The organism is Pseudomonas fluorescens (assembly GCF_902497745.1).
In the GTDB taxonomy this organism is placed as follows: domain Bacteria; phylum Pseudomonadota; class Gammaproteobacteria; order Pseudomonadales; family Pseudomonadaceae; genus Aquipseudomonas; species Aquipseudomonas fluorescens_BM.
Genome location: NZ_CABVHJ010000028.1, coordinates 46,612 through 71,152, shown reverse-complemented (window position 1 = coordinate 71,152; position 24,541 = coordinate 46,612). Strand labels below are relative to the sequence as shown.

Annotated in this window: 16 protein-coding genes; 6 read left to right on the top strand and 10 right to left on the bottom strand. The window is 57.0% G+C overall.

The genetic code is table 11. The features are described from left to right. Positions 1–36: 36 nt before the first annotated feature. The 8 genes from F8N44_RS29120 to F8N44_RS29080 all read right to left on the bottom strand — a co-directional run bounded on the left by F8N44_RS29120 (position 37) and on the right by F8N44_RS29080 (position 11,393). A complete protein-coding gene (locus tag F8N44_RS29120; RefSeq protein WP_095120887.1) occupies positions 37–867 on the bottom strand; it encodes a carbohydrate ABC transporter permease in 831 nt (276 codons plus the stop codon). An 8-nt stretch (positions 868–875) separates the two neighbouring features. Further along, positions 876–1,802 carry a carbohydrate ABC transporter permease gene (locus tag F8N44_RS29115; protein ID WP_102901966.1) on the bottom strand — a complete coding sequence of 309 codons (927 nt, stop codon included), beginning with the start codon at positions 1,800–1,802 and terminating at the stop codon, positions 876–878. Positions 1,803–1,957: 155 nt separating this feature from the next. Next, complete coding sequence (locus F8N44_RS29110) at positions 1,958–3,268, bottom strand: ABC transporter substrate-binding protein (RefSeq protein WP_102901833.1); 1,311 nt, start codon at positions 3,266–3,268, stop codon at positions 1,958–1,960. Between the two features lie 344 nt (positions 3,269–3,612). Continuing rightward, a complete protein-coding gene (locus F8N44_RS29100; protein WP_150652752.1) occupies positions 3,613–4,518 on the bottom strand; it encodes an AraC family transcriptional regulator in 906 nt (301 codons plus the stop codon). A 68-nt stretch (positions 4,519–4,586) separates the two neighbouring features. Further along, positions 4,587–5,474: a phospholipase gene (locus F8N44_RS29095; RefSeq protein ID WP_150652751.1), complete on the bottom strand. Its 888-nt coding sequence runs from the start codon at positions 5,472–5,474 to the stop codon at positions 4,587–4,589. A gap of 119 nt (positions 5,475–5,593) precedes the next feature. Then, positions 5,594–6,904 carry a glycosyltransferase gene (locus tag F8N44_RS29090; protein ID WP_150652750.1) on the bottom strand — a complete coding sequence of 437 codons (1,311 nt, stop codon included), beginning with the start codon at positions 6,902–6,904 and terminating at the stop codon, positions 5,594–5,596. Between the two features lie 127 nt (positions 6,905–7,031). After that, positions 7,032–10,856, bottom strand: coding sequence for a hypothetical protein (locus F8N44_RS29085; protein ID WP_224794832.1), 3,825 nt, complete (start codon positions 10,854–10,856; stop codon positions 7,032–7,034). Between the two features lie 174 nt (positions 10,857–11,030). After that, positions 11,031–11,393, bottom strand: coding sequence for a response regulator (locus F8N44_RS29080; protein WP_150652749.1), 363 nt, complete (start codon positions 11,391–11,393; stop codon positions 11,031–11,033). 262 nt (positions 11,394–11,655) lie between these two features. Here F8N44_RS29080 and F8N44_RS29075 point away from each other — a divergent pair, with 262 nt between their 5' ends. The 6 genes from F8N44_RS29075 (at position 11,656) to F8N44_RS29050 (ending at position 21,260) form a co-directional block, all read left to right on the top strand. Continuing rightward, positions 11,656–15,147, top strand: a complete 3,492-nt coding sequence (locus tag F8N44_RS29075; RefSeq protein WP_150652748.1) for a response regulator — start codon at positions 11,656–11,658, stop codon at positions 15,145–15,147. Then, entirely contained in the window at positions 15,147–15,980 is an 834-nt protein-coding gene (locus F8N44_RS29070; RefSeq protein ID WP_150652747.1) for a CheR family methyltransferase, read from the top strand. The genes F8N44_RS29075 and F8N44_RS29070 overlap by 1 nt, the downstream gene beginning before the upstream one ends. After that, positions 15,977–16,570, top strand: coding sequence for a chemotaxis protein CheB (locus tag F8N44_RS29065; RefSeq protein ID WP_150652746.1), 594 nt, complete (start codon positions 15,977–15,979; stop codon positions 16,568–16,570). Before F8N44_RS29070 ends, F8N44_RS29065 begins: the two co-directional genes overlap by 4 nt. Next, positions 16,564–17,778, top strand: a complete 1,215-nt coding sequence (locus F8N44_RS29060; RefSeq protein WP_150652745.1) for a hybrid sensor histidine kinase/response regulator — start codon at positions 16,564–16,566, stop codon at positions 17,776–17,778. The genes F8N44_RS29065 and F8N44_RS29060 overlap by 7 nt, the downstream gene beginning before the upstream one ends. 44 nt (positions 17,779–17,822) lie before the next feature. Continuing rightward, positions 17,823–18,200 (top strand): response regulator, encoded by a 378-nt coding sequence (locus F8N44_RS29055; RefSeq protein WP_003225116.1) that lies wholly within the window; start codon positions 17,823–17,825, stop codon positions 18,198–18,200. Between the two features lie 96 nt (positions 18,201–18,296). Continuing rightward, positions 18,297–21,260, top strand: coding sequence for an RHS repeat-associated core domain-containing protein (locus tag F8N44_RS29050; RefSeq protein WP_150652744.1), 2,964 nt, complete (start codon positions 18,297–18,299; stop codon positions 21,258–21,260). 7 nt (positions 21,261–21,267) lie between these two features. Here the strand turns inward: F8N44_RS29050 and F8N44_RS29045 are convergent, their stop codons facing one another. Together F8N44_RS29045 and F8N44_RS29040 are read right to left on the bottom strand one after the other, a co-directional pair. Then, positions 21,268–22,938, bottom strand: a complete 1,671-nt coding sequence (locus F8N44_RS29045) for an ATP-binding protein (protein ID WP_150652743.1) — start codon at positions 22,936–22,938, stop codon at positions 21,268–21,270. Next, the gene (locus F8N44_RS29040; protein ID WP_150652742.1) at positions 22,935–24,437 is read right to left on the bottom strand and encodes an ATPase domain-containing protein; all 1,503 of its coding nucleotides are present in this window, start codon (positions 24,435–24,437) and stop codon (positions 22,935–22,937) included. Before F8N44_RS29040 ends, F8N44_RS29045 begins: the two co-directional genes overlap by 4 nt. Positions 24,438–24,541 lie beyond the last annotated feature (104 nt).

Below are 24,541 nucleotides of genomic sequence, written 5' to 3'. Positions count from 1 at the left end.
TCGCTCCCACAGGGAATAGGGTTGGATTCGGGATGTTCATTTCACGGCGCCAAACGAGAGGCCGCGTACCAGTTGTTTCTGGCTGATCCAGCCGAAGATCAGAATCGGCGCACACGCCAGGGTCGAGACCGCCGACAACTTGGCCCAGAACAAGCCTTCCGGACTCGAATACGAGGCGATCAACGCCGTCAGTGGCGCGGCTTTCGACGAGGTCAGGTTCAGCGACCAGAACGCCTCGTTCCAGCACAGGATCAGCGACAGCAGCACGGTCGAAGCGAGGCCACCCTTGGCGATCGGCAGCAGCACGCGAACCATTTCCTGCCACAGCGTGGCGCCGTCGAGGCGGGCGGCTTCGAGGATGTCTTTGGGGATGTCCTTGAAGTAGGTGTAAACCATCCAGACCACGATCGGCAGGTTGATCAGCGTGTAGATCACGATCAGTGCGATGCGCGTATCGAGCAGGCCGAAACTCTTCGCCAGCAGATAGATCGGCATCAGCACGCCCACTGGCGGCAGCATCTTCGTCGAGAGCATCCACAGCAGCGTGCCTTTGGTGCGCTGGGTTTCGTAGAACGCCATCGAGTACGCCGCCGGTACCGCGATCAACAGGCACAGGGCCGTGGCACTGAAGGAAATCACCACCGAGTTCCAGGCGAAACTGAAGTAATCGCTGCGCTCATTGATGTGCAGGTAGTTCTCCAGTGTCGGCGTGAAGATGAACTGCGGCGGCGTGGCGAACGCATCGATTTCGGTTTTGAAACTGGTCATCACCATCCACAAGATCGGGAAGAAAATCACGATCGCGATGGCCCAGGCCAGGGTGCCGAGCAGCAGGCTTTGCAGCCGGCGGGATTGTTGGAGAGTCATGGCAGGCCTCAGGCTTTGTCAGTCAGGTTTTTGCCGATCATCCGCACCAGAATGATCGCGGCGATGTTGGCGATGACCACGGCAATCAAGCCGCCCGCCGAGGCCATGCCGACGTCGAACTGCACCAACGCCTGGTTGTAGATCAGGTAGGCGAGGTTGGTCGAGGCGTAGCCGGGGCCGCCGTTGGTGGTGGTGAAGATCTCGGCGAACACCGACAGCAGGAAGATCGTTTCAATCATCACCACCACGGCAATCGGCCGGGCCAGATGCGGCAGGGTCAGGTGCCAGAAAATCGCGATCGGCCCGGCACCGTCGAGGCGCGCGGCTTCTTTCTGTTCCTGGTCGAGGGACTGCATCGCGGTCATCAGAATCAGGATCGCGAAGGGCAGCCACTGCCACGAAACAATGATGATGATCGACAGCAACGGGTAGTGGGCAAGCCAGTCCACCGGTTGCGCGCCGAACAGCTTCCAGATGTAGGCGAGGATCCCCGAAACCGGATGGAAAATCAGGTTCTTCCAGATCAACGCACCGACCGTGGGCATGATGAAGAACGGCGAAATCAGCATGACTCGCACAATGCCGCGACCAAGGAATTCACTGGCCTCCAGCAATGCGCTGATCAACACGCCCAACACCACACTGATCAGCAACACGCTACCGACCAGCAACAGCGTGTTGGTGGCGCCCGGCATAAAGCCCGAGTCGGTCAGGAAATAGGTGAAGTTCTCCAGCCCGACGAATTCGTTTTCACCGGGGTAGAGCAGGTTGTAGCGGATCATCGAGAAGTAGATGGTCATGCCCAGCGGCACGATCATCCACAGCAGCAACAGGGCAACCGAAGGGCTGACCAGAAACCAGCCGGGATTGCGTACGCGGACCTTGCGCGCAGGTGGCGACAGGTCGAGGTGGGCTTTGGCAGTTGAAGTATTCATGGTGATCACAACCGAGTCATACAGACCTATGGAGATCCCATGTGGGAGCGAGCTTGCTCGCGAAAGCGCTGGATCAGTGTCATATGTATTGATTGACACGACGCCTTCGCGAGCAAGCTCGCTCCCACAGGAGGCAGGAGCAAGTCGTTCAGCGGTTACTTGGGATAACCGGCGCGCTTCATCTCGCGTTCAGTGGTTTGCTGGGCAGCGGCCAGGGCTTGATCCACCGTGGTCTGGCCGATCAGCGCCGCCGAGAACAGCTTGCCGACCTGGGTACCCACGGCCTGGAACTCAGGAATGGTCACCAGTTGAATGCCAATGTATGGCACTGGCTTCAGCGTTGGTTTGCCTGGATCAGCCGCCTTCAGTGATTCCAGCGTGACCTTGGCGAACGGCGCGGCGCTCATGTAAGCGTCGCTGTAGGTCGAGGCGCGAGTGCCTGGCGGTACGTTGGCAATGCCGTCAGTCTTGGCTACCAGCTCGCCGTACTCTTTGGAAGTCGCCCAGGCGCTGAACTCTTTTGCGGCATCCTTGGCTTTGGAACTGGTCGGAATCGCCAGTGCCCACGAATACAGCCAGGCCGAGCCTTTGTCAGTCACCTGATGCGGGGCGAAAGTGAAGCCGACGTGATCAGCAACCTTGCTCTGGGTCTTGTCGGTGACGAACGAGCCGGCGACGCTGGCATCGACCCACATCGCGCATTTGCCGCTGTTGAAGAGCGCGAGGTTTTCGTTGAAACCATTGCTGGACGCGCCCGGCGGGCCGGATTTCTTCATGGTGTCGACGTAGAAGTTCAGCGCGTTTTTCCATTCCGGCCCGCTGAATTCCGGCTTCCACTGCTCATCGAACCAGCGCGCGCCGTAGGCGTTGGCGACGGTGGTGATCAGCGCCATGTTCTCGCCCCAGCCGGCCTTGCCACGCAGGCAGATGCCGTACTGCTCTTTGTCTTTGTGGGTGAGTTTTTCGGCGAAACCGGCGATCTGCTCCCAGGTCGGACGCTCGGGCATGGTCAGGCCGGCATCCTTGAACAGGTCGGTGCGGTAATAAGTGATCGAGCTTTCCGCATAGAACGGCAGGGCGTACAGCGAACCCTTGACCGACAGGCCCTCGCGCACTGAAGGGAACACGTCGTCGAGGGCATAACTGGCCGGCAGATCCTTCATCGGTTCCAGCCAGCCTTTGGCGCCCCACAGTGCGGCTTCGTACATGCCGATAGTCAATACGTCGAACTGCCCGCCCTGAGTGGCGATGTCGGTGGTCAGGCGTTGGCGCAGAACGTTTTCCTCCAGCACCACCCAATTGAGCTTGATGTCCGGATGCTCGGTCTCGAAGGTTTTCGAGAGCTTTTGCATGCGGATCATGTCGCTGTTGTTGACGGTGGCGATGGTCAGGGTCTGGGCGCCAAGGCTGACGCTGCTGAGGGTCATGCAGGTGAGGGCAAGCAGAGCTTTTGCAGTGGGTTGCATCGTGCACTCCTTTTCTGCACCCGGTGGGTTACAGAAGGACAGTTATTGTTTTTGTGTCTTCCGACGACTGGAAGAATGTGCACTGATTACAGCCTTCAATCGCAGGGCTGACAAATCATCCCTAGCACTTTTATCGATACTTTTTTGCACTGGACTTTTGTGGGGTGAACGTAGGGAAGGGCTTTGCAGCGATCAGGCGCTATCGAATGCGTACAGGTTTCAGAGCATTGCGAGGTCCATTGTGGGAGCGAGCTTGCTCGCGAATGCGTTTTATCAGTTTGCAAATTTGTTGCCTGACACGCCGCTTTCGCGAGCAAGCTCGCTCCCACAGGTATGTTGAGGTTTCAGCTATGGTTCTGCTCGGTCAGGCGCTGCACCGCGAGCCGCCGATAGTGCGACGGCGTCATGCCCTTGAGCTGCTGAAAGCGCCGATTGAAATTGGAAATATTGTTGAAGCCGGATTCGAAACACACCTCGGTCACCGGTTTGTCACCATCAGCCAGCAGCTCGCAGGATTTGCTGATGCGCAGGCGATTGACGAACTCGATGAAATTGCGTCCGGTGGCTTGTTTGAATACCCGGCTGAAATAGGTCGGCGTCATGCCCAGGTGCTCGGCGACTTCCTCCAGCGAGATGTCCCGGGCGTAGTGACTGAAGATGTAATCGACCGCCCGGTTGGTGCGATCGATATTGTGCTCGTCGGCCAGTTGCGGTGTGGTGGCGCCAGACAACAACTGGAAATCATCACTGGCCGCGAGCAGCTCCATCAGGATGAAAAAGTGCCCGAGACGGGTGATGCCTTTGCTGTCGGCGATGCGTTGCATCAGCGTCATGGCCTGGCCAATCGTGCGTTTGCAGCGAAACTCGATGCCGTACTGCGCGCGCTCCAGCAACGGCGCCAGGGTCTTCAGTTCGGCAAATACCTGGTGGCCACTTTCGAACAACTCGTCGGTGAAGTTGACCAGCATGTCGCGCTTTTCCACCACCTCATCTTCGGCCACCTGGCTGATCCAGTTGTGCGGCAAATTGGGGCCGGTGAGGAAGAGGGTTTCGGGATAGAAATTGCCAATGTAATCGCCGATGAATACCTTGCCCGAGCTGGCGACGATCAGGTGCAGTTCGTATTCCTTGTGGAAATGCCAGCGCACCAACGGGCATGGAAAGCCATGCTGGCGATAGATGATGGACAAGCCGTTATGGTCATCCATCAACTCGTATGAAGGGTCGGTCACGCGGGCGGTTCGAGTCATGGCGAGCTACTTTTTTTGTTATCGCCTGCCGATCATGCCTCGTTTCCCGGGATTTGCGCCAGCTTCACTCAAGCGGTCTGCTCGCGGACGCTGCTTCTGGACTTCTCGACGGCTTTTTCCAGGTTGGCCATCTGGCAAAAACGCACGATGTTCGAGTTTTTAATAAAATCGAAATTGATGATGTTGCACTTTTTTGCCCAGTCGGATCTGGCCGGGTCAAACCAGGCGTCGAGATCATCCAGAATCCGTTGAGGGCCGCCATACGAAAAACAGGTTGCCGACAGCGACCACGGGCGAAGTGTGTTGATGGGCGCGCTCATCACTTCTTTGATGTAACCCTGCAGCTCTAGAGGACTGACAAAGTTTTGGCCTATCCACTTGTGGTGGATTTTTCCAAGAATCCGGTCGTCCTCGGTGTCCCAGGTCATGGGGGCTGCCACCATGATTCTTTGCAACGGGCTGATCGCCTTGAGCTGGCCAAGCGTCAGGTGCAGATTCCGGGTAGGGATCATCCGTTCACCCAGATGCTCCAGCATCAATGCCTGAAATTGCGAATGATCGAATGCGACCTTGTGTTCCCCAAGTTCATGAAAGTCCAGAATGATGAATTCATTTATGTTTCTTTCATAGAAAGCTTTTACGTCACGAACAAGATCTACGAGCGTGCGGGAAGAACGGTAACCGTTATGATGGAAGCGGAACCTGGCGAGGCCTTGCGCTCTATTGTCAGAGGTCAAGCGTACATCTAGCGCACGGGCGCCGCGATTCAATTGTGAATAAAAGGATACATCCTGACAGGCAATCCAGTTTTCACTCAGTAACAATGTGTAATTCGCTTCTAGATCGCAGCCGGCGTTATGGGCACCCGGCAAGCTCAGTTCGAAAAGCGACAAGTTGTCGATTTGCGGCGAATCAGCCATCCATTGGTGAGGCTGGAAGTTATCAGTGTTGTTCATGTTATACATCCTGCGATCGAAAGAGAAAGTTATCGAAGTTGCGCGCGCAGGATGTTTATAACGGTTGCCAGGTAATCAGCAAAGTTGGCTTTTAATGCAAGTCGTGTAGTAGCAATTGCTTATATGTCTGGTGGTTGCTGAGGCTGTCGATTTTTAACTTCGATCCACTGCGCCATGTATTGGGTACTTTTGTGTGAGTGATGACGAAGCATGCTGCCAATGAAGTTACTGGCCCGCTGATTTTGTAAGTTTTGTTGGCAATGACGCAGTCTCTCTATCAAGGCCAGACCGTGTACTGACTGCGGGTAGCGTTGATTCAGCAGCGTATATCCCGCAAGGCGGGCTTCCTGCCAACGAGCCTCGTCCTTGTAAAGCGCCACGGCACTGTTGGCGAACTCGACTGCGCTGCTCGTCACAGCGCCGGGCCACGCGTGATCGCCGTGCATGGCTTCTGCTCCGATCGGTGTCGTGACGCTGGGTGTGCCACACAGCATGGCGTCGACCAGTTTGCCCTTGATACCAGCCCCAAAACGCAATGGCGCCAGGCAAACCCGCGCGGCGGACATGACCTGCAACGCATCTTCGGCCCAGTTCATGATATGGAAACCTTCGCTGGCGTTGTGCAGCGCGGTGGCTTTCGGTGGCGTATAGGCGCCATAGATGTGCAGTTGTGCCTGCGGCAACTGTTGGCGAATCAACGGCCAGACGGTGGTTTTCATCCACAGCACGGCATCCCAGTTAGGCGCGTGGCGGAAATTGCCGATACTCAAGAAATTCGCCCGCTCTGCGAAGTTTGCCGGTGAGGGCGCAGGCGGATCGATCATCAACGGGCACCAGTGCAGCAATTGCCGGGGCAAACCGAACTGTTCGATCAGCAATTCGATTTCCACCTCGGAGATCATCAGGTTCAGATCGCAACGATACAGCGCGGCAATTTCACGCTTGGCCAGATCGGTCTCGGCCATCAACTCGAACTCGTCGCGCAGCGCCGGAGCAAATACATCACTGAAATCATTCTGGTCAGGATTGACTTTGAGGCGCGACTTGAGCCGCTGGTGACGAGCGTGGCGCAGGCTCTGCAGGTCTGAAGTTTCCAGCACACGCAGTGCCTGCGGACAGTGCTTTTCAACCCGCCAGCCAAACTGCTCTTCCATCATGAACTGGTCGAACAACACGATATCCGGGGCCAGTTCGCTGATGAAGTGATCAAAGCTGCTGTTGTTGAGTTCGATGGCGACTTCGTGGATGCCGAGTGCGGCAAGATCCGCCTTGTGCTCGCCTGGGCCGGCCGGGCTGCTGAAGGTAATGTCCCAGCCTTGTTGCAGGAATGTTTCGAGGATCTGCATGACGTGCCCGCTCGCCGCTGAGGAGCGCGGCTCTGGCCAGACGTAACCGATGACCAGGACTTTGGTAGCGGCGGCTTGAATCATGGACAACATTCCTTCACGGCAACGAGGGGTAAAAAAAGGGCGCAATTAAACCACACGGGTAGGGCATGCGCCCGATTGTCAAAAATATCCCTCAATACCGCGGCGCGGCATCCTGCGTAAACCGACTTTAGAAATGCGGGTTTGCCAGATTCAGCATGAGCGGCCCCTTCAGAAATTCCCCCGCGTCTGCACTGTCTATGGCATGCCGCAGAGTGGCAAGGTTAAACATAAAGGTAGCCGGATGGGTCCGGTACTGATCGATCAGCGAGACCGCCACTGAATAGGATTCGGCATTGAGCAATGCAGGATGGTCCTGCACCAGTTTCGGCCATTTGGTGAGGTTCGCCTCAAACTCTTCGAAGTCTGCAAGGTTCGCAAAAGCGTGGTGAGGGTTGGCCAGATTCTTCGGGTGTGCCTTGCGAGCATTTCGAGCGAACTCCATCAAGCCTGCCGCATCGTATTCTGCCGGGGTGATACTGGCTCTGACTTCTCCATAGTAGAAATCAAGTGTGCCTGGCGTGCCGTGAGACATTTCGTGGACGAGAACATCGCCAACCCGGGCATCGTCGTACTTGGCCATTTGGTACCATTCATCCAGGTTGTCAGGATAGATCGCAAGGAATTTCGTCGCGCTGTCATCCACCTGTGTGCCCACATCAAGACTGGCTTTCCAGTGTTTATAAGTTGTGGTTTTTAACGCGGCGAGTGTATCGGTACCACGTTGGCGGAAAGACATATGGTGATGCCCCAGCAATCCGAGATCCTTGCGCATTGCCCGCAAATTCTTGCTCACGTAGTTGATGGCTTCGTCCGAATTCGTGCCGAAAACGTATTTGACAATAGAGCGGACATCGTCATTTTCGATCTCCGACAATAGCTGCAGCGTGTTGTCCAGTTTGTTCTGGGCAAGGGGCGTGGCTTTTTTCAAGTAGGCTTTTGTGTAACTGAAAGGCGTCGTTCGTTTGAACAACTTGAAGAATGAAAATTTTTCTCGCGGCTTGATGTTTTTCAGAGCTGGCCCCCAGGCCTCGCCTCGTAAGTTCAGCGCGAACCATTCATCATTGTGTCGTGTCGCCCAGACCTGAAAGATGTCCTGAGAGGCTTGCGCAGGCCGCCAGTCTGCGAGGCGAATAGTGTCGGGATCTATCGTCGCGGCCAAGTGCCGTTGGGGCGAGGAGGTGCCCGACCATTTGCGGGCATCGGAAAGCACATTTTCCAGCTGGGCGAAACCGCTGTTGAATCCCCTGCGCAACAGTTTGCCCCCCTTGAACAGCAAGTCTGGTAAGCCGTCCAGCGGGTTGAAGACATTATTGACCAACACCAGACCCACTTTGGCAAGTGCGCTGGCTTTGGTGGCAACGGTCATGGTTTTGGCAACGACGCTGACAACCTGAGCCACGGCACCGACGACCAGCAAAATAGTCATCGCCGCTTCCAGTGCACACGTCCCCGCCCCTTGGACTTGTCGTTCCACGTCGTCCGAACTCAAGTCTTCGATACAGGATTTGAAGGGCACCACGAAATTGAGAAAGGTATCCAGATCCGCTTCCCGTTTTGCGCGCACAGCCTCCAGGCGAGTCTGTCCCCAACATTCTCTGACCAACTCGTCATAGGTGGCGATCGGTCGGTGCTTGAGTACGAAATTCGCCAATGGGTCGAATTCGGTTGAGTAGAAACTCTGGTAGTAGCCTTTGATTTCCTCGGAGGGAGCAGACACCGGCAACTGACCGATTTTATCAATCACGCCCGAACTGACTTCGATGAGGCCAGGCGGAACTCCATGGGTATAACACTCGATGTTCGTCGGTAGTGAATGCACTGTTGCCGGCAGCGAGTAGCCTGTTGCATTGCTGCGCACGCTGGTACTCAGCAGGTTTTCTTTTTCAATAAGCGCTGCCAACTGACGATTCTCGCGACAGGTGCCATGCAAAGTGAAAAGTTCGTAACAGGTCATCCGGTCTTCGAATTCGCAGCAGAGGACTACACCGTAGCGCCCCATTGCCTCCTCTATTTCTTTATGGCTTTCCGTCGGTTTGCGTGAAGTAGCGAAGATTGAGTAAAGGGTCGACGATATTGGATTGGTGGGTAGATTGTTAGGCGTCTGGAGTTTCGCGACGGAGGGTCTGAGACTGAAAATCGTCACCTTGCCTTTGAGTAAGCGCGTTCTATCAACAAGGGGCATTGTGCAAAACGCTTGCTTCAAGTGCGTGCCCATTGCCTTCATATGCTTGAGGTAATCGCGATTGAACTGCCGGTGAAACTCGCCGTCAGGCGCGATCAGATTGGGCAGCATGCGGGGAAAGGCGGTGTAGATGCTTTCTCCGTTTTTCACCTCCCATTCCCTGGTCGCCAGGTCATTGGACATGTGCAATTCCACAGGCGACAGCAAGGCCCGGTCGCCATAGGCATCTACCCACGCCACATCGTTCTTCTGAAACATGACGTCATGTTCCAGATAGCTGCAGCCTTTGGCGACCTGCTTGAGGATGTCCAGTGAAACACTTCTGCGAGTAGGCAAAGGACGGCCCAGTGTGTCGGCCGTCTCGGCAAGTGTCGCGGCGACCCGGGCGTAAGCCGTAGACGCTTTTTCAAGGGCTCCCGGGATCGATTTTGCTATGTCATCCGGGGTGATGATTTTGTTGAGCACCGCCCAATCAATCACCGCGTCTCCAGCTGCCAGCGCGTCGAGTGTCTTGCCGAATCCGGAAACCGGGCCCGGCTTCGACAGTTGGTGCAACCGGGTATAGGTCATCGATCGTGTGGATCCCGGCGCGATGGTTTCCTGTACTGCAACTATTCGGCAGAATTCGACCCATTGCGGGGTCCCCAAGGCCAGGGTTGCCGGCAAATCTTTCACCAGAAATTCCGGCGCCGCCTCTGCGAGCAACAAGTGAGCGGCCAACGCTGCATTTCTTTCGGTGATCCGGTGGTGCTGGACGAGGTGCTTTTCGAATGCTGTGTGAACGTCGGCGAAGGACAGCTCAAGATGTTCGACGGCGTATAAATCGAAACCTGCCACCTGATTACGCGGCTCTCCCTCACCAATTCGCGGATGAATATCGAGCAGCAGGGAAGTCAGTATCAGCTGCTTGAGCGATTCATCTGATTGCGGCTGATTTTCCTGGGCGCCATACCAGCCCAGATCCCGGACATAGGCTCTGGCCCATCGCAGGGCAATGGGACTGGACACCAGTCGTTCAAGAATTTGTTCAGCTTCCGAGCGTTTGAACGGTGTCGACGGCCCGCCAAAGATGCTGTACGAAAGTTGCTCCAGGAGCGACTGACCCTTCAAGTAACTGGCGATGAGTCTACGGAATTCGTTACGTTGATCCGCAGAAAGCGTGACCGCGTTTTCGGCTCCAGACCTGATCATTTCCCAATAGTTGCCAGCCAATGGTGCCACTGGAGGCGGTAGCTCCATGAATGTTGTCAGCCTGGAGCATTCAGCGGCGGTTTGGGGGATCAGGAAGTCATGAAATTTCAGCCATTGTTCCAGCTCGATTTGTTCAGCCAGAGAAATACTGCCTCCGGCCCGCTCCGCCATTTCAACAAGTGTCAAAAAATCATCTTTGAGGGTGGGGGCAAGTTTAAATGCGCTGGCAAACTCCAGGGTTTTTCCCGAGTAATTTGCATATATTTCACCTTTTGCCGTCACTGCAAAATGTGAATCATCAGGAAGTTTCAACGTGGCCGTGAGTTTTTTGAAAGCCGCTTGCTCACACAGTCTCTGCAGCATTTTTCGGCCAGGTTGCAACGCGCGCTCAAGCGTTGAGCCGGATTCGAGTGTAAGGGTTGCGCCCGCCAGAGAAATAGCTTGCGAAGGGCTGGCCGTGTTTTGACGCTGTTTTAATTTGTATATGACTTCCAAGCGTTCGGCATGATCGAGTTGAGTGTGGCGAACAGGATTCAAGAAATCTTTGTGAGTGGCCCAGTTTATATTTGTAATGTTCATGAGAAATCCATTTATCTGATGTGCCGGATATCCTCATTTGTTATTTGTTGTCCATCAAGTGCTGCTATGTAAGTGCATTATTCGGCTGTTAATAAAGTTGGGCGTATGCGGGGCGGAAACGGACAGTGATGCCCCTTCAGCATTGTTTGAAGAGGCACGATGAAAGAATATTAATTATGTCTTCAGTATGCCTTTTACTTTGTCGCGCAACTGATCAATCGAAAATGGCTTGCCGATCACATGCATGTCGGCTGGCACATCGATGGTTTCAGCGTAACCACTGGCAAACAGAATGGGCAGGGTGGGGCGCAGTTTGCGTGCTTTGGTTGCCAGTTCGTGGCCATCCATGCCCGGCAGGCCGAAGTCGGTCATCATCAGGTCAATGTGCTGACTCGAATTTCCCAGAATCTCCAGAGCCTTTTCGCCACCGTCAGCTTCGAGCACCTTGAAGTCCAACTCCTCCAGCACATCGACAATCAGCATGCGCACGATGTCGTCGTCTTCTACGACAAGGATGGTGGAGGCGGTGGCAGACATATTCAGGCTCTCAAAAGTCAGTTCAGGGTCGCCGGTCGATCAAAAGTGCCGGGCTCTTTCATCAGTAAGTGGCGCAGTGCCACAAGTTCCCCAGCCGAGACAAAAAAGCGTAGCTGCTGACGGGGCCGCAAGGATAACTGTTCGGGCCCTCAAACACGCCGACGAGTGTAGGAATTTGCTGCGAAAGGTGTGAGAAAAATGGATCCACGCCGTCGTTTTGGGGCAAACTGCCTGTTTTTCAACAGTTCGACAAGGCTACCCCATGTCCTCTCCGTCTACGGTTGATGAGCAACGGTTTCGTAAACTCCTGAGTCGCAACATCAGTCTGCCCTTGGGCGTCGGTGCGCTCAGTGCCGTGTTCTTCGTCTCGCTGATCACTTATCTGCTGTCGGTGATCCAGTGGGTAGAGCACACCGACCGGGTGATCAATAACGCCAATGAAGCGGTAAAGCTCACGGTGGATCTGGAAACCGGCATGCGCGGCTTCCTGCTCAGCGGTGACGAGCACTTCCTCGATCCGTACGAAACAGCCAAGCCGCGCATCGCCGTGGCGCTCAATACGTTGCTGGATCTGACCGCCGATAACCCGGTGCAAACCGATCGACTGCGCCGTTTGCAGGCGTTGCAGACCGAGTGGGCGAATTACGCACAGTCGATGATCGATCTGCAGCGCTCCAGCGGCGATTATCGAGGCGCAGTCAAGGCGGGACGTGGCAAGCGTTTGACCGACGAAATCCGCAAGCAATTCGAAGACGTTATCGAGACCGAACAGGTTTTGCGCACTACGCGTAATGAAGAGGTGCGTCGGACCACCATCTGGAGCATCAGCCTGTACCTGCTGTTCATTGCCGGTATCAGTGGCTTGCTCGCCTATATTGGTCGTCGCGATCTGGTCAACCTGTCGACCAACTACAGCGCCAACATGGCCGCACAGCAAGCCAGCGCCGAGCGCCTGGAGCAACAGGCGTGGTTGCGCAATGGTCAGACCGAACTGGCCGAGCAGGTGCTGGGGCAACTGACGCTGAACTTGCTGGGGCGCAATATTCTGCAGTTCTGCGCGCAGTATCTGGGCACCGCCGTGGCCGCACTGTATGTGCGTGAAGAACACGGCGGCCTCAAGCGTGTGGCCACCTATGGTTTCTCCCGCGAGCAGGAAGAGCAGGAGCAGTCGATCTACAGCGGCGAAGGCATCGTCGGCCAAGTGGCGCAGCAGGCACGGTTGATTCGTCTGGATTCAGTACCGGCCGATTACTTCAAGGTCAGTTCCGGCCTGGGTGAAGGCTTGCCGCACAGTGTGATGGTGGTGCCGACCAGTGATGACGACCGCGTCAACGGGGTGATCGAGCTGGGTTTCCTGCGCCCGCTGACGGATCGCGATATCGAACTGCTGGAACTGATCGCCGGCAACATCGGCACCTCCATTGAGGCTGCGCGCTACCGTCAGCGTCTGCAGGAAGTGCTGGCCGAAACCCAGCAGCTCAACGAAGAGTTGCAGGTACAACAGGAAGAGCTGAAAACCGCCAACGAGGAACTGGAAGAGCAGTCGCGGATTCTCAAGGAATCCCAGGCGCATCTGGAAACCCAGCAGGTCGAACTGGAACAGACCAACGAGCAGCTCGCTGAGCAGGCGCAAACCCTGGCCGAGCAGCGCGATGCCATGGACCTGAAAAACACCGAACTGAATCAGGCTCAGGTACAACTCGAAGAACGCGCCGAAGAGTTGCAGCGCTCGAGCAAGTACAAGTCCGAATTCCTTGCCAACATGTCTCACGAACTGCGCACGCCGCTGAACAGTTCGCTGATTCTGGCCAAGTTGCTGGCGGAGAACCCGCAGGACAACCTCAGCGCCGAACAGGTCAAGTTTGCCGAGTCGATCTACTCCGCCGGCAACGATCTGCTCAACCTGATCAACGACATTCTGGACATCTCCAAGGTCGAGGCGGGCAAGCTCGAAGTGATTCCGGAGAACACCAGCGTCGCGCGTCTGGCCGATGGTTTGCGCAGCGTGTTCGAACCCTTGGCGGCAGACAAGCAACTTACCTTCAGTGTCGATCTGCAGCCCGGCGCGCCGGGCATGCTGTACACCGATCGCCAGCGTCTGGAGCAAGTGATCAAAAACCTGTTGTCCAACGCCATCAAATTCACCGAAAAGGGCACCGTCAGCCTGACCATCGCCGGCCAGCCGGAAGACCGGATTGCGTTCATCGTGCGCGATTCGGGTATCGGTATTGCCGCCGATCAGCAGGAGAGCATTTTCGAAGCCTTCCGCCAGGCCGACGGCACCACCAATCGCAAATACGGCGGCACCGGTCTGGGCTTGTCGATTTCGCGGGATCTGGCGACCTTGCTCGGCGGTTCGATCAGTGTCAGCAGCGCGCCGGGGCAGGGCAGTGTGTTCACACTGGTGTTGCCGCAGCAGTTCGACGTGTCCAGCGACGTGCCGTTTGCGCCGTTGACCTTCACGCCACCAGCCAATGTGGTCAGCGTGCCTTTGGCACCGGTGGTTTCGCCGTTGGCGCCGGTGCACATTCCGCGTTTCGCCGATGATCGCAACAAGGCTCCGTTCGCCACGCGTTGCATTCTGGTGGTGGAAGATGAGCCGAACTTTGCGCACATCCTTTACGATCTGGCGCATGAACTCGGTTATCAGTGCCTGGTGGCCCACGGCGCGGATGAAGGTTATGACCTGGCCAAGGAGTTCGTCCCGGATGCGATCCTGCTCGACATGCGCCTGCCGGATCACTCTGGCCTGACCGTATTGCAACGCTTGAAAGAACATGCCGAAACCCGGCACATTCCGGTGCACGTGATTTCCGTCGAAGACCGTGTCGAAGCGGCCATGCACATGGGCGCCATCGGTTACGCGGTCAAGCCGACCACCCGCGAAGAGCTCAAGGACGTGTTTGCCCGTCTCGAAGCCAAGCTGACGCAAAAGGTCAAACGCGTGCTGCTGGTTGAAGATGACGATTTGCAGCGCGAAAGCATTGCGCGCCTGATCGGCGACGAAGACATCGAAATCACCGCCGTCGGCCTAGCGCAGGACGCTTTGGAGCTGCTGCGCACGACGATCTACGACTGCATGGTCATCGACTTGAAGCTGCCGGACATGCTCGGCAATGACCTGCTCAAGCGCATGTCGACCGAAGACATCTGCTCGTTCCCGCCGGTCATCGTCTACACCGGACGCAACCTGACCCGCGATGAAGAGGCCGAACTGCGCAAGTATTCGCGCTCGATCATCATCAAGGGCGCACGCTCGCCGGAGCGTTTGCTCGACGAGGTCACACTCTTTCTGCACAAAGTCGAATCGCAGTTGTCCCATGAACGGCAGAAGATGCTCAAGACCGCGCGCAGCCGCGACAAGGTCTTCGAGGGTCGCAAGGTGCTGCTGGTGGACGACGATGTGCGCAACATTTTCGCCCTCACCAGCGCGCTGGAGACCAAAGGCGCAGTCGTGGTGATCGGCCGTAACGGTCGTGAGGCGATTGAGAGACTTAACGAAGTCGAGGACATCGATCTGGTGTTGATGGACGTGATGATGCCGGAAATGGACGGTTTCGAAGCCACCATTGAGATCCGCAAGGATCCGCGCTGGCGCAAGTTGCCGATCATCGCGGTGACGGCCAAGGCCATGAAGGACGATCAGGAACGCTGCCTGCAGGCGGGCGCCAATGATTACCTGGCCAAGCCCATCGACCTGGATCGTCTGTTCTCGCTGATTCGCGTGTGGTTACCGAAGATGGAACGCATTTAGTGGAACGCAGTAGTCCAGCCGAACGAAACAGCGAAATTGAGCTGCGCTTGTTGATCGAGGCGATTTACCTCAAGTACAGCTACGATTTTCGCGATTACTCCGGCGCTTCGATCAAGCGCCGGGTGCAGCACGCGTTGAGCCAGTTCGAATGCGCGACTATTTCCGCCTTGCAGGAAAAGGTTCTGCATGACCCGACGGCGTTCATGCAGTTGCTGCAACTGCTGACGATCCCGGTCAGCGAGATGTTTCGTGATCCGTCGCACTTTCTCGCCATTCGCAGGGAAGTGGTGCCGTTGCTGCGCACCTATCCGTCGATCAAGATCTGGATTGCCGGGTGCAGCACGGGCGAGGAGGTCTATTCGATGGCGATTCTGCTGCGCGAAGAGGGCCTGCTCGATCGCACGATCATCTATGCCACCGACATCAACCCGCGCTCGCTGGACAAGGCCAAGCAGGGGATTTTCTCCATGGAGAATGTTCGCGCGTACACCGCCAACTATCAGCAGGCTGGTGGTCAGCGATCGTTTGCCGACTACTACACGGCAGCGTACGGTTACGCGATTTTCGACAAGAGTCTGTGCGAAAACGTGACCTTTGCCGACCACAGTCTGGCGACCGACAGTGTGTTCTCCGAAACCCAATTGATTTCCTGCCGCAACGTGCTGATCTACTTCAACAAGAAGCTGCAGGATCGGGCGTTTGGCTTGTTCCATGAATCGCTTTGCCATCGCGGTTTTCTGGTGCTCGGCAGCAAAGAGACGCTGGATTTCTCCAGTTATGCCAACCAGTTCGAAGCGTTGGTGAAACAAGAACGGATCTACCGCAAAACATGAACGAGGCCGTGGATTTACCTCGCGTCGAGGCGATTGTGGTCGGTGCTTCCGCCGGTGGCGTTGAGGCGCTGTTGAGCCTGCTCGTGCCGCTGCGCCGAGGCTACGCATTGCCGATCATTGTTGTGCTGCATCTGCCTGAAGAGCGTCGCAGTCAGTTGGCCGAGGTTTTCGCCCGGCGCGTGGAACTGCCGGTGCACGAGGCTGCCGACAAACAGGACATTGTCGCCGGCAACGTGTATTTCGCGACGCCGGGTTATCACCTGTCGGTCGAACAGGATCGCAGCCTTTCGCTGAGTCTTGAGGACCGCGTGCACTATTCCCGGCCTTCGATCGACTACCTGTTTGAATCGGCCGCCGACGCATACGGTGCATCACTGGCCGCTGTCCTGCTGACCGGTGCCAATCACGATGGCGCGCGCGGGCTGGCCGAAGTCAAACGTTGCGGCGGTTTGACCATCGTCCAGGATCCCGAAGAGGCGCAAGTCGCCACCATGCCGCTGGCTGCCCTGAAAATTCAGCAGCCGGATCATGTCCTACCCATTCACGGCATCGGCCGTCTGCTTGTCGAGCTGGAACGAATCGCATGCTGAGTAATATCCAAGCCAAACTGCTGATCGTCGACGATCTGCCGGAGAACCTGCTGGCACTTGAAGCGCTGATCAAGCGTGAAGACCGTACCGTCTACAAAGCGTTGTCGGCGGATGAAGCGCTGTCGTTGCTGTTGCAACACGAATTTGCCATGGCCATTCTCGACGTACAGATGCCGGGCATGAACGGCTTTGAACTCGCCGAGTTGATGCGCGGCACCGAGAAAACCAAGAACATCCCGATCATTTTCGTCAGCGCCGCTGGCCGTGAACTGAACTACGCGTTCAAGGGCTACGAAAGCGGGGCGGTGGACTTTCTGCACAAACCGCTGGATATCCATGCGGTGAAGAGCAAGGTCAATGTCTTCGTCGACCTGTACCGCCAGAGCAAGGCAATGAAGCAACAGGTTGAAGCGCTGGAGCAGGCTCGTCGCGAACAGGAAGCGTTGTTGCAACAGCTGCAAAGCACCCAGTTGGAGCTGGAGCAGGCGGTGCGTATGCGCGATGACTTCATGTCCATCGTTGCCCACGAAGTGCGCACGCCGCTCAACGGCCTGATCCTGGAAACCCAGCTGCGCAAGATGCACCTGGCTCGGGACAACGCTGCGGCGTTCACCCTCGACAAGATGCACGCCATGGTCGACCGCGATGAGCGGCAGATCAAAAGCCTGATTCGCCTGATCGAAGACATGCTCGACGTGTCGCGCATTCGCACCGGCAAATTGTCGATCCGGCCGAGCCGTTTCGATCTGGTGCAATTGGTCAGCAACCTGCTGCAGAACTTCGCGGCACAGATCGAGGCCGCAGAAACCGAAGTGTCGTTTACCGCGCCAGCGCCGGTGGAAGGTAACTGGGACGAATTCCGTATCGAACAGGTGGTGACCAATTTGCTCACCAATGCCCTGCGCTATGGCGGTCGCAGCCCGATTCAGGTTCGGGTTTACCGTGAGGGCGATGAAGCACGGGTCGAGGTGCAGGACCGTGGCATCGGCATCAGCCAGGAGAACCAGAAGCGTATTTTCCAACAGTTCGAACGGGTTTCCGCCAAGACGGTAGTGGCCGGGCTCGGGCTGGGTCTGTTCATTTCCGAGCAGATCGTCGCCGCCCATGGCGGCTCAATCGTCGTCGAGAGTGAAATCAACGAGGGCGCCCAGTTTCGCGTTTGTCTGCCAATCCAGGAAAACGGCACATCCGACGCAACCTCTGATTGACCGTACGGTCGTATCAGCAGCTATTGACCGAACAAAGGCTTCCCATGAGCGTAGATGCACAAGATGTAGTACTCGTCGTCGAGGACGAACCGGTTATCTTGATGGTCCTGACGGATTACTTGTCAGGGCAGGGGTATCGCGTGTTGCAGGCCGAAAATGGCGAGCAGGCGTTCGAGATACTGGCGAGCAAGCCGCATCTGGACATGTTGATCACCGACTTCCGCTTGCCGGGCGGTATCTCCGGCGTGCAGATCGCCGAACCCGCCGTCAAGCTGCGCCCGGACCTGAAGGTGATTTTCATCAGCGGTTACCCGCAGGAAATCCGCGAAACCGGCAGCCCGATCACGCGCAAGGCGCCGATCCTGGAAAAGCCGTTCGACCTGGATGTGTTGCAGGAAAAGATTCAGGAATTGCTCGCCTGAATACACGACGAATGGCGCCATACCTGTAATTTCTGACAGTTGACGCCATCACGGTGCAAGCTCATAAAAGACCTCATTCGCGATTGAGGTCGATTTATGCACCGGAACACGCCCCAAATCACTGTGTATGACGCTCGCGGCGCAGTGGCGCGCACGGTTGCCTATTGCAGACGTTCTGCCGAGGATGATTCGCAGGCGTACGTTAGCCAAACCGTCGACGACTTCAAGCATCGGGCCAGCCACATTCGTGATCCGCGACTGTTTGCGCTGTTTCGAAACGATCCATCGACACCGGCCAACGAAACCAACGTCACGAGCCTGTCCGGTGCGTCGCTGTTGTCCGTCAATAGTGACGCGGGCTGGCGGTTGAGTTTGTCCGGGGCCTCTGGTCTGCCAATTGATACCTGGGATCAGAAGTTCAATCACCATCGCATCGACTATGATCAACTGTTGCGGCCAGCAGCGGTTTTCGAGCATGAGGCGGAGGGGGCGGTGCGCCGCAGCGAATGCTTTTCCTATGCTGATAGCAGCGCCGAGTCGGCATCGCATAACCGCTGCGGACAGTTGACACGTCATGACGACACCGCAGGCACCGAAAATTTCGACGAGTTCAGCCTCCTCGGATTGCCCCTGAAGCAGGCTCGGCAGTTTCTCGACACACTGGATCCGCCGGACTGGCCGGAGAGTCAGGCCCTGCGCGATATCTTGCTGGAGCCTGAGGCCGCGGTCACCCGCACGGGCTATAACGCCGTCGGCGAGCCGGTCTATGTTCTGGATGCCTTGGGCAATGAACAATGTTCGCGTCAGTCCCTGGCCGGAGCGCTTTCCGAAAGCCTTTTGAAGCTGGCGGGTGCTGATCAATACAGCAGACTGGTCGGTGACGTTCACTACAATGCCGCCGGCCAGGTAGAGCAGCAAACAGCGAGAAACGGGGTCATCACGCGCAGCACTTTCCAGGCAGAAAGTGGGCTTCTGAGCACGTTGATCGCTCAGGTTGCAGGCCGCCCCCCGCTACAAAGTCTGGCGTACAGCTATGATGCGGTGGGTAATCTGATCAGTGTCACAGACAGGGCACAGCCGATCCGATACTTTCGAAATGAGCGCATCGTTGCGGTCAATACCTACCGTTACGACTCCCTTTATCAACTGATTGAAGCCAGTGGCTGGCAGCGGATCAATGCGCCAGCAGGCCCGCATTTGCCCGAATTCGTCTCTCCGCCGGATCCCAATCAGTTGGAAAACTACCTGCAAACGTACCGTTACGACGAAGGTGGAAATCTGCTGACAATGCACCACCATGCAGAGAGTGGTCAGCGCACCGAACGTACCGCTGTGGCCGCATTCAGCAATCGCAGTTTGCCGTATACCGCCAGCGGTGACCGGCCGGGAGAACAAGAGATAGCCGCCGGGTACGACGCCAATGGAAACCTCAATGTGCTGCAAAAGCGTCAGAATTTACGCTGGGGCAGTCGCAACCAACTGCTTCAGGTCGATCAGGTCGTCCGTGCCGACTCGGCCAACGATGGCGAGTGCTATATCTATGACGGTGAATGCCAACGGGTACGCAAAATCCGCACAACCGACAGCGTCAATCTGACCCGCCTGCATGAAACCCGATACCTGCCCGGGCTGGAAATCCGTAAAACCTCCGAGCAAACCCTGCATGTCATCAGCGCCCAGGCCGGTCGCTGCACAGTGCAGGTTTTACATTGGGAGCAAGGCAGGTCGGCGCGGATCGATAACGATCAACAACGCTACATCCTTAACGATCACCTGAACTCCAGCACTCTGGAACTTGATGCCGATGCGCAACTCATCAGTCAGGAAAGTTACTACCCGTATGGCGGCACAGCCTGGTGGGCCGGGCGTGACAAGGTAGAAGCCAGTTACCGGACGGTGCGCTATTCGGGCCAGGAGCGGGATGCGACAGGCTTGTATTACTACGGATTTCGTTACTACCTGCCGTGGCGGCAGCGATGGCTGAGTGCCGATCCGGGGGGCGTTCACGACGGGCTGAATTTGTATCGTATGGTGGGCGGAAACCCGATCGGTTTCGTCGACTTGCAAGGGTTGAGCAAGACCCGGGTTACCAAGGGTGAACGCGGCAAAGCTGTAGCAGCCGGGGTGATCCGCGGGGCGATCAAGGGTATCGCCGGGAACGGGGCCAAACACTTGGCAGAAATGGGCCTTAATGCCGCCTTGGGGCAGTTGGCTCGTTATCCCTTGGCGGTCATGACTGGCGCTTCGTTAGCTTATGCATCAGCAGCCAGCGCCGCGCATGTTCTTGACGAGCGTGGAACCGGTGGTATGGGGAAACATCTGGCCGTGGGAGTGATGGGGGCGTTGGGTTTTGCCACTGGTTTTACGGGCGGTTTTGTCAATGCTGATCCGATCGGTGTGTTGAGTGACGTTGCGAAAGATCTGGGTGGGGTGACCGCTGGCAGGGTTGTTTCTCGTTTCGGGCCTTCGATTGCTTATGACGCCAGCGCTACCTTGGGATCACAAGCTATCAATATGGTCGCCAGCCTGGGCGTCAATTTCGTTGAGGGTATGTGGCTGGGGCCGGTATCGAAGAGCGTGAACCCGGTATTGAGGTCCGCCGTCAATGGCGCTTTGAAAAGCTTCGTCGGTGACAATATCCGTGCTTCGGAATTTGTCCCGGCCAGTTACAAGGAAAGCAGGCACGGCGATTCGGTGAGTTTTCCAACCCTATCGGGGACACAAAAAGCCGCAACGACATTTTTGCATGATACGGCGATGTCCTCGGTTTATGGCCTCGGCAACACTGGTATCAATAGCTTGGTGACGCTCTCATTGGGTGAAGATACCGGCGATTCATCGCTGCGAGCAGGCCTCGACAACCTTCAGCTCGCCAATGAGGCCGACGCAGTTGTGGGGGAGATAGTGCTGTCAGGTGCGCGTCTGGATGAAGTGGACGCCATCCCCAACGAAACAACCTCTAAAGCGAGCACAAGAGATAATTTGCAAGCTGCGCAAGAAAAACGAGTGGCGCGCAGCCTGCGCAAGAACGGCACGGAAATGCACCCGATGAATCCTTGACGGCGCATCACTGCCGGATCATCTCCCTGACCTTGGCGGTCAGCAGATCGAACGTGAACGGTTTGGTGATCATCTGCATTCCCGAATCGAGGAACCCGCCCCGCACCGCTGCGTGCTCGGCGTATCCGGTGATGAACAACACCTTCAGCCCCGGCCGATACTGACGGCCGACTTCTGCCAGTTGCCGGCCGTTCATGCCAGGCAGACCGACATCACTGATCAGCAGGTCGATGCGCTGCGTCGAGTTCAGAATCGGCACGGCGCTGTCGGCATCGCAGGCCTCGACAAAGGCATAACCCAATTCACCAAGCACCGCGCAGACCAGCACGCGCACGGCCGGGTCGTCTTCGACGATCAGCACGGTTTCGCCGTCCAGCGCATCCGGCGCCTGTTGAACAGTGGATTCGGGACTGGACAGTTCTTCGCCGCGAAAGCGCGGCAGATAAAGTTTGACCGTGGTGCCCTCATCGATCTCGCTGTGAATCGAGACATGCCCTCGGGACTGCTTGCTGAACCCGTAGATCATCGACAGGCCCAGCCCGGTGCCCTGGCCAATCGGTTTGGTGGTGAAAAACGGATCGAATGCGCGGTTGATGACACTTTGCGGCATGCCGCTGCCATTGTCGGTGACGCTGAGCATCACGTAATCACCGGGTTCGAGGTTGCTGTAGGCTTCCGTGAATTCGCGTGTGAGCACCTGATTGCTGGTCTCGACCACCAGTTTGCCGCCGTCGGGCATGGCATCGCGGGCATTGATGACCAGGTTGAGCAGGGCGCTTTCCAGTTGATTGGGGTCAGCCTCGGCGACCCACAGCTTGTCGTTGAGGCGCATGTCCAGTTGAATGCTTTCGTTGAGGCTGCGTTGCAGCAGTTCACCCATGGACAGCACCAGGGTATTCATCTGCACGGCTTTTGAGTCGAGCGATTGCCGGCGCGAGAACGCCAGCAGACGGTGGGTCAGGCTCGCAGCGCGGTTGGCCGACGTCACACCCAGATCGATCAGGCTGTCGAGGTCGTCCAGACGTCCACGGGCCAGGCGCCGGCGTAGCAACTCAAGGCTGCCGATGATGCCGGTCAGCATATTGTTGAAGTCATGGGCGATACCGCCAGTGAGCTGGCCGACCGCTTCCATTTTCTGCGACTGACGCAGGGCTTCTTCGTTGTGCCGCAGTTGTGCGGTGCGTTCTTCGACCTGCTGCTCAAGGGTTTCCAGGGTCGACTGCAAACGCCGTTCACTTTCACTGAGATCGACCAGCCGATCGCGGGCTTCGTATTGTCGTCGTCGGCCACGCAGGGCGGCGGACACCATACTGACCAGTGTTGCGGGATGAAACGGGCGTTCAAGGAAGGTTACGTTGCCGAGCAGATCGCTCAGGCGCGAGGAGGGGCCTTGTTCCTGACCGCCGTGGTGGGTCAGCAGCACAATCGGCAGATCCGACCAGGCGGGCTGCTGTTCCAGATGCAGGAACAGCGTTTCAAGTTCCGGCCCGCGCAACGCTTCGGCGGCGACCAGCACCAGACCGGCACCCAGTTCCAGTTCGGTACACAGCGATCCCAGATCGGGGGTGACCGTTCCTCCGTAACCGGCCTCGTTGAGGATCATCAGCGCAATCTGGCTGTCGCGACCCACGGGCGCCAGAATCAGCGCCCGTTCGGCCAGCGGCACTTGAACCGTCACAAGTGTTCTTCCTGCAACAGCGGATTACTCGCGCCGAGGTAGGTGGGGACGCCACGCAGTACGCCCTGAAAGGCTTCAAGCGGTTCGCCGATGGTCATGCCTTGCGTGGAAATGCGGTATTCACGAATGGTCGATTCGTGGCTGCCGGTGCGTTTCTTGATGATCGAGATCGCGCGGCGGACTTTGCCCAGTGCTTCGAAGTAGCGCAACAGAATCACCGTGTCAGCCAGATAAGTAATGTCGACCGGCGCTTGCATGTCGCCGACCAGACCATGTTGAGCGACGGTCATGAAAGTCGCCGCGCCTTTGCGGTTCAGGTACAGCAACAGTTCGTGCATGTGCAGCACCAGCGCATTTTCTTCCGGCATTGCCGCCTGATAGCCGTTGATGCTATCGATGACTACGGTTTTGATTTGACCTTCATCGACGCAGCGGCGCACGCGATGGGAGAACTCGCCCGGCGACAGCTCAGCGGCGTCGACCTGTTCGATCAACAGATTGCCGGTGGCTTGCAGCGCCTTAAGGTCGATGCCGATGTTTTTCATCCGTTCGAACAGCAGGCCGAGTTCTTCATCGAAGATAAACAGCGCGGCTTTTTCCCCGCGTAGTACGGCAGCGGCGGCGAAGATCATCGAGATCAGCGATTTGCCGGTACCGGCAGGGCCGAGAATCAGCGTACTGGAGCCGGTTTCGATGCCGCCGCCGAGCAGGGCGTCCATTTCCGGGATGCCGCTGGTCAATTGCAAGCGCGCATACTCGCCGCGGTGTTCAGCCGCCACCAGCCGCGGGAACACATGCACGCCATCGCCCATGATGGTGAAGTCATGGAAACCCCCGCGATACTTCTGACCACGGTACTTGACCACCCGCACGCGTCGGCGCTCGGCGCCGTAGTTGGGCGTCAGCTCTTCAAGGCGAATCACCCCGTGAGCGACACTGTGCACGGTTTTATCGAGGGACTCGGTGGTCAGGTCGTCGAGCAGCAGTACCGTGGCGTTGTAACGCACGAAGTAATGCTTGATGGCCAGAATCTGCCGGCGATAGCGCAAAGAACTTTGCGCCAGCAAACGGATTTCCGACAGGCTGTCGAGTACCACACGCGTGGGCTTGAAGCGTTCGACCGCTTCGAAAATCTGCTTGGTGGCTTCGCCCAGTTCCAGGTCAGAGGAATACAGCAGGCTCTGCTGGTGTTCAGCATTGAGCAGGCTTTCCGGGGGCGTCAGCTCGAAGATCTTGATGTTGTCATCCAGCGTCCAGCCGTGGGACAACGCCCCTTGCCTTAGTTCGCGCTCGGTTTCCGAGAGCGTGATGTACAACGAGCGCTCGCCGGCTTTCGCGCCAGCGAGGAGAAAATGCAAAGCGACCGTGGTTTTGCCGGTTCCGGGTTCACCCTCCAGCAGGAAAACATGACCGCGAGACAAGCCACCGGCCAGGATGTCGTCCAGACCTACAATGCCGGTAGCGGCTTTCGCACTGATCAACTCGTTAGAAGTAGACAAAAAATGCCCTCTCATGACTAGGGGAAGCGAGACCGTCGACTGAATCGAGCGGCCTGATTAACTTGACCCTTTGGCGTGATGGCAGTTCCGAAATTCCTTGCGAG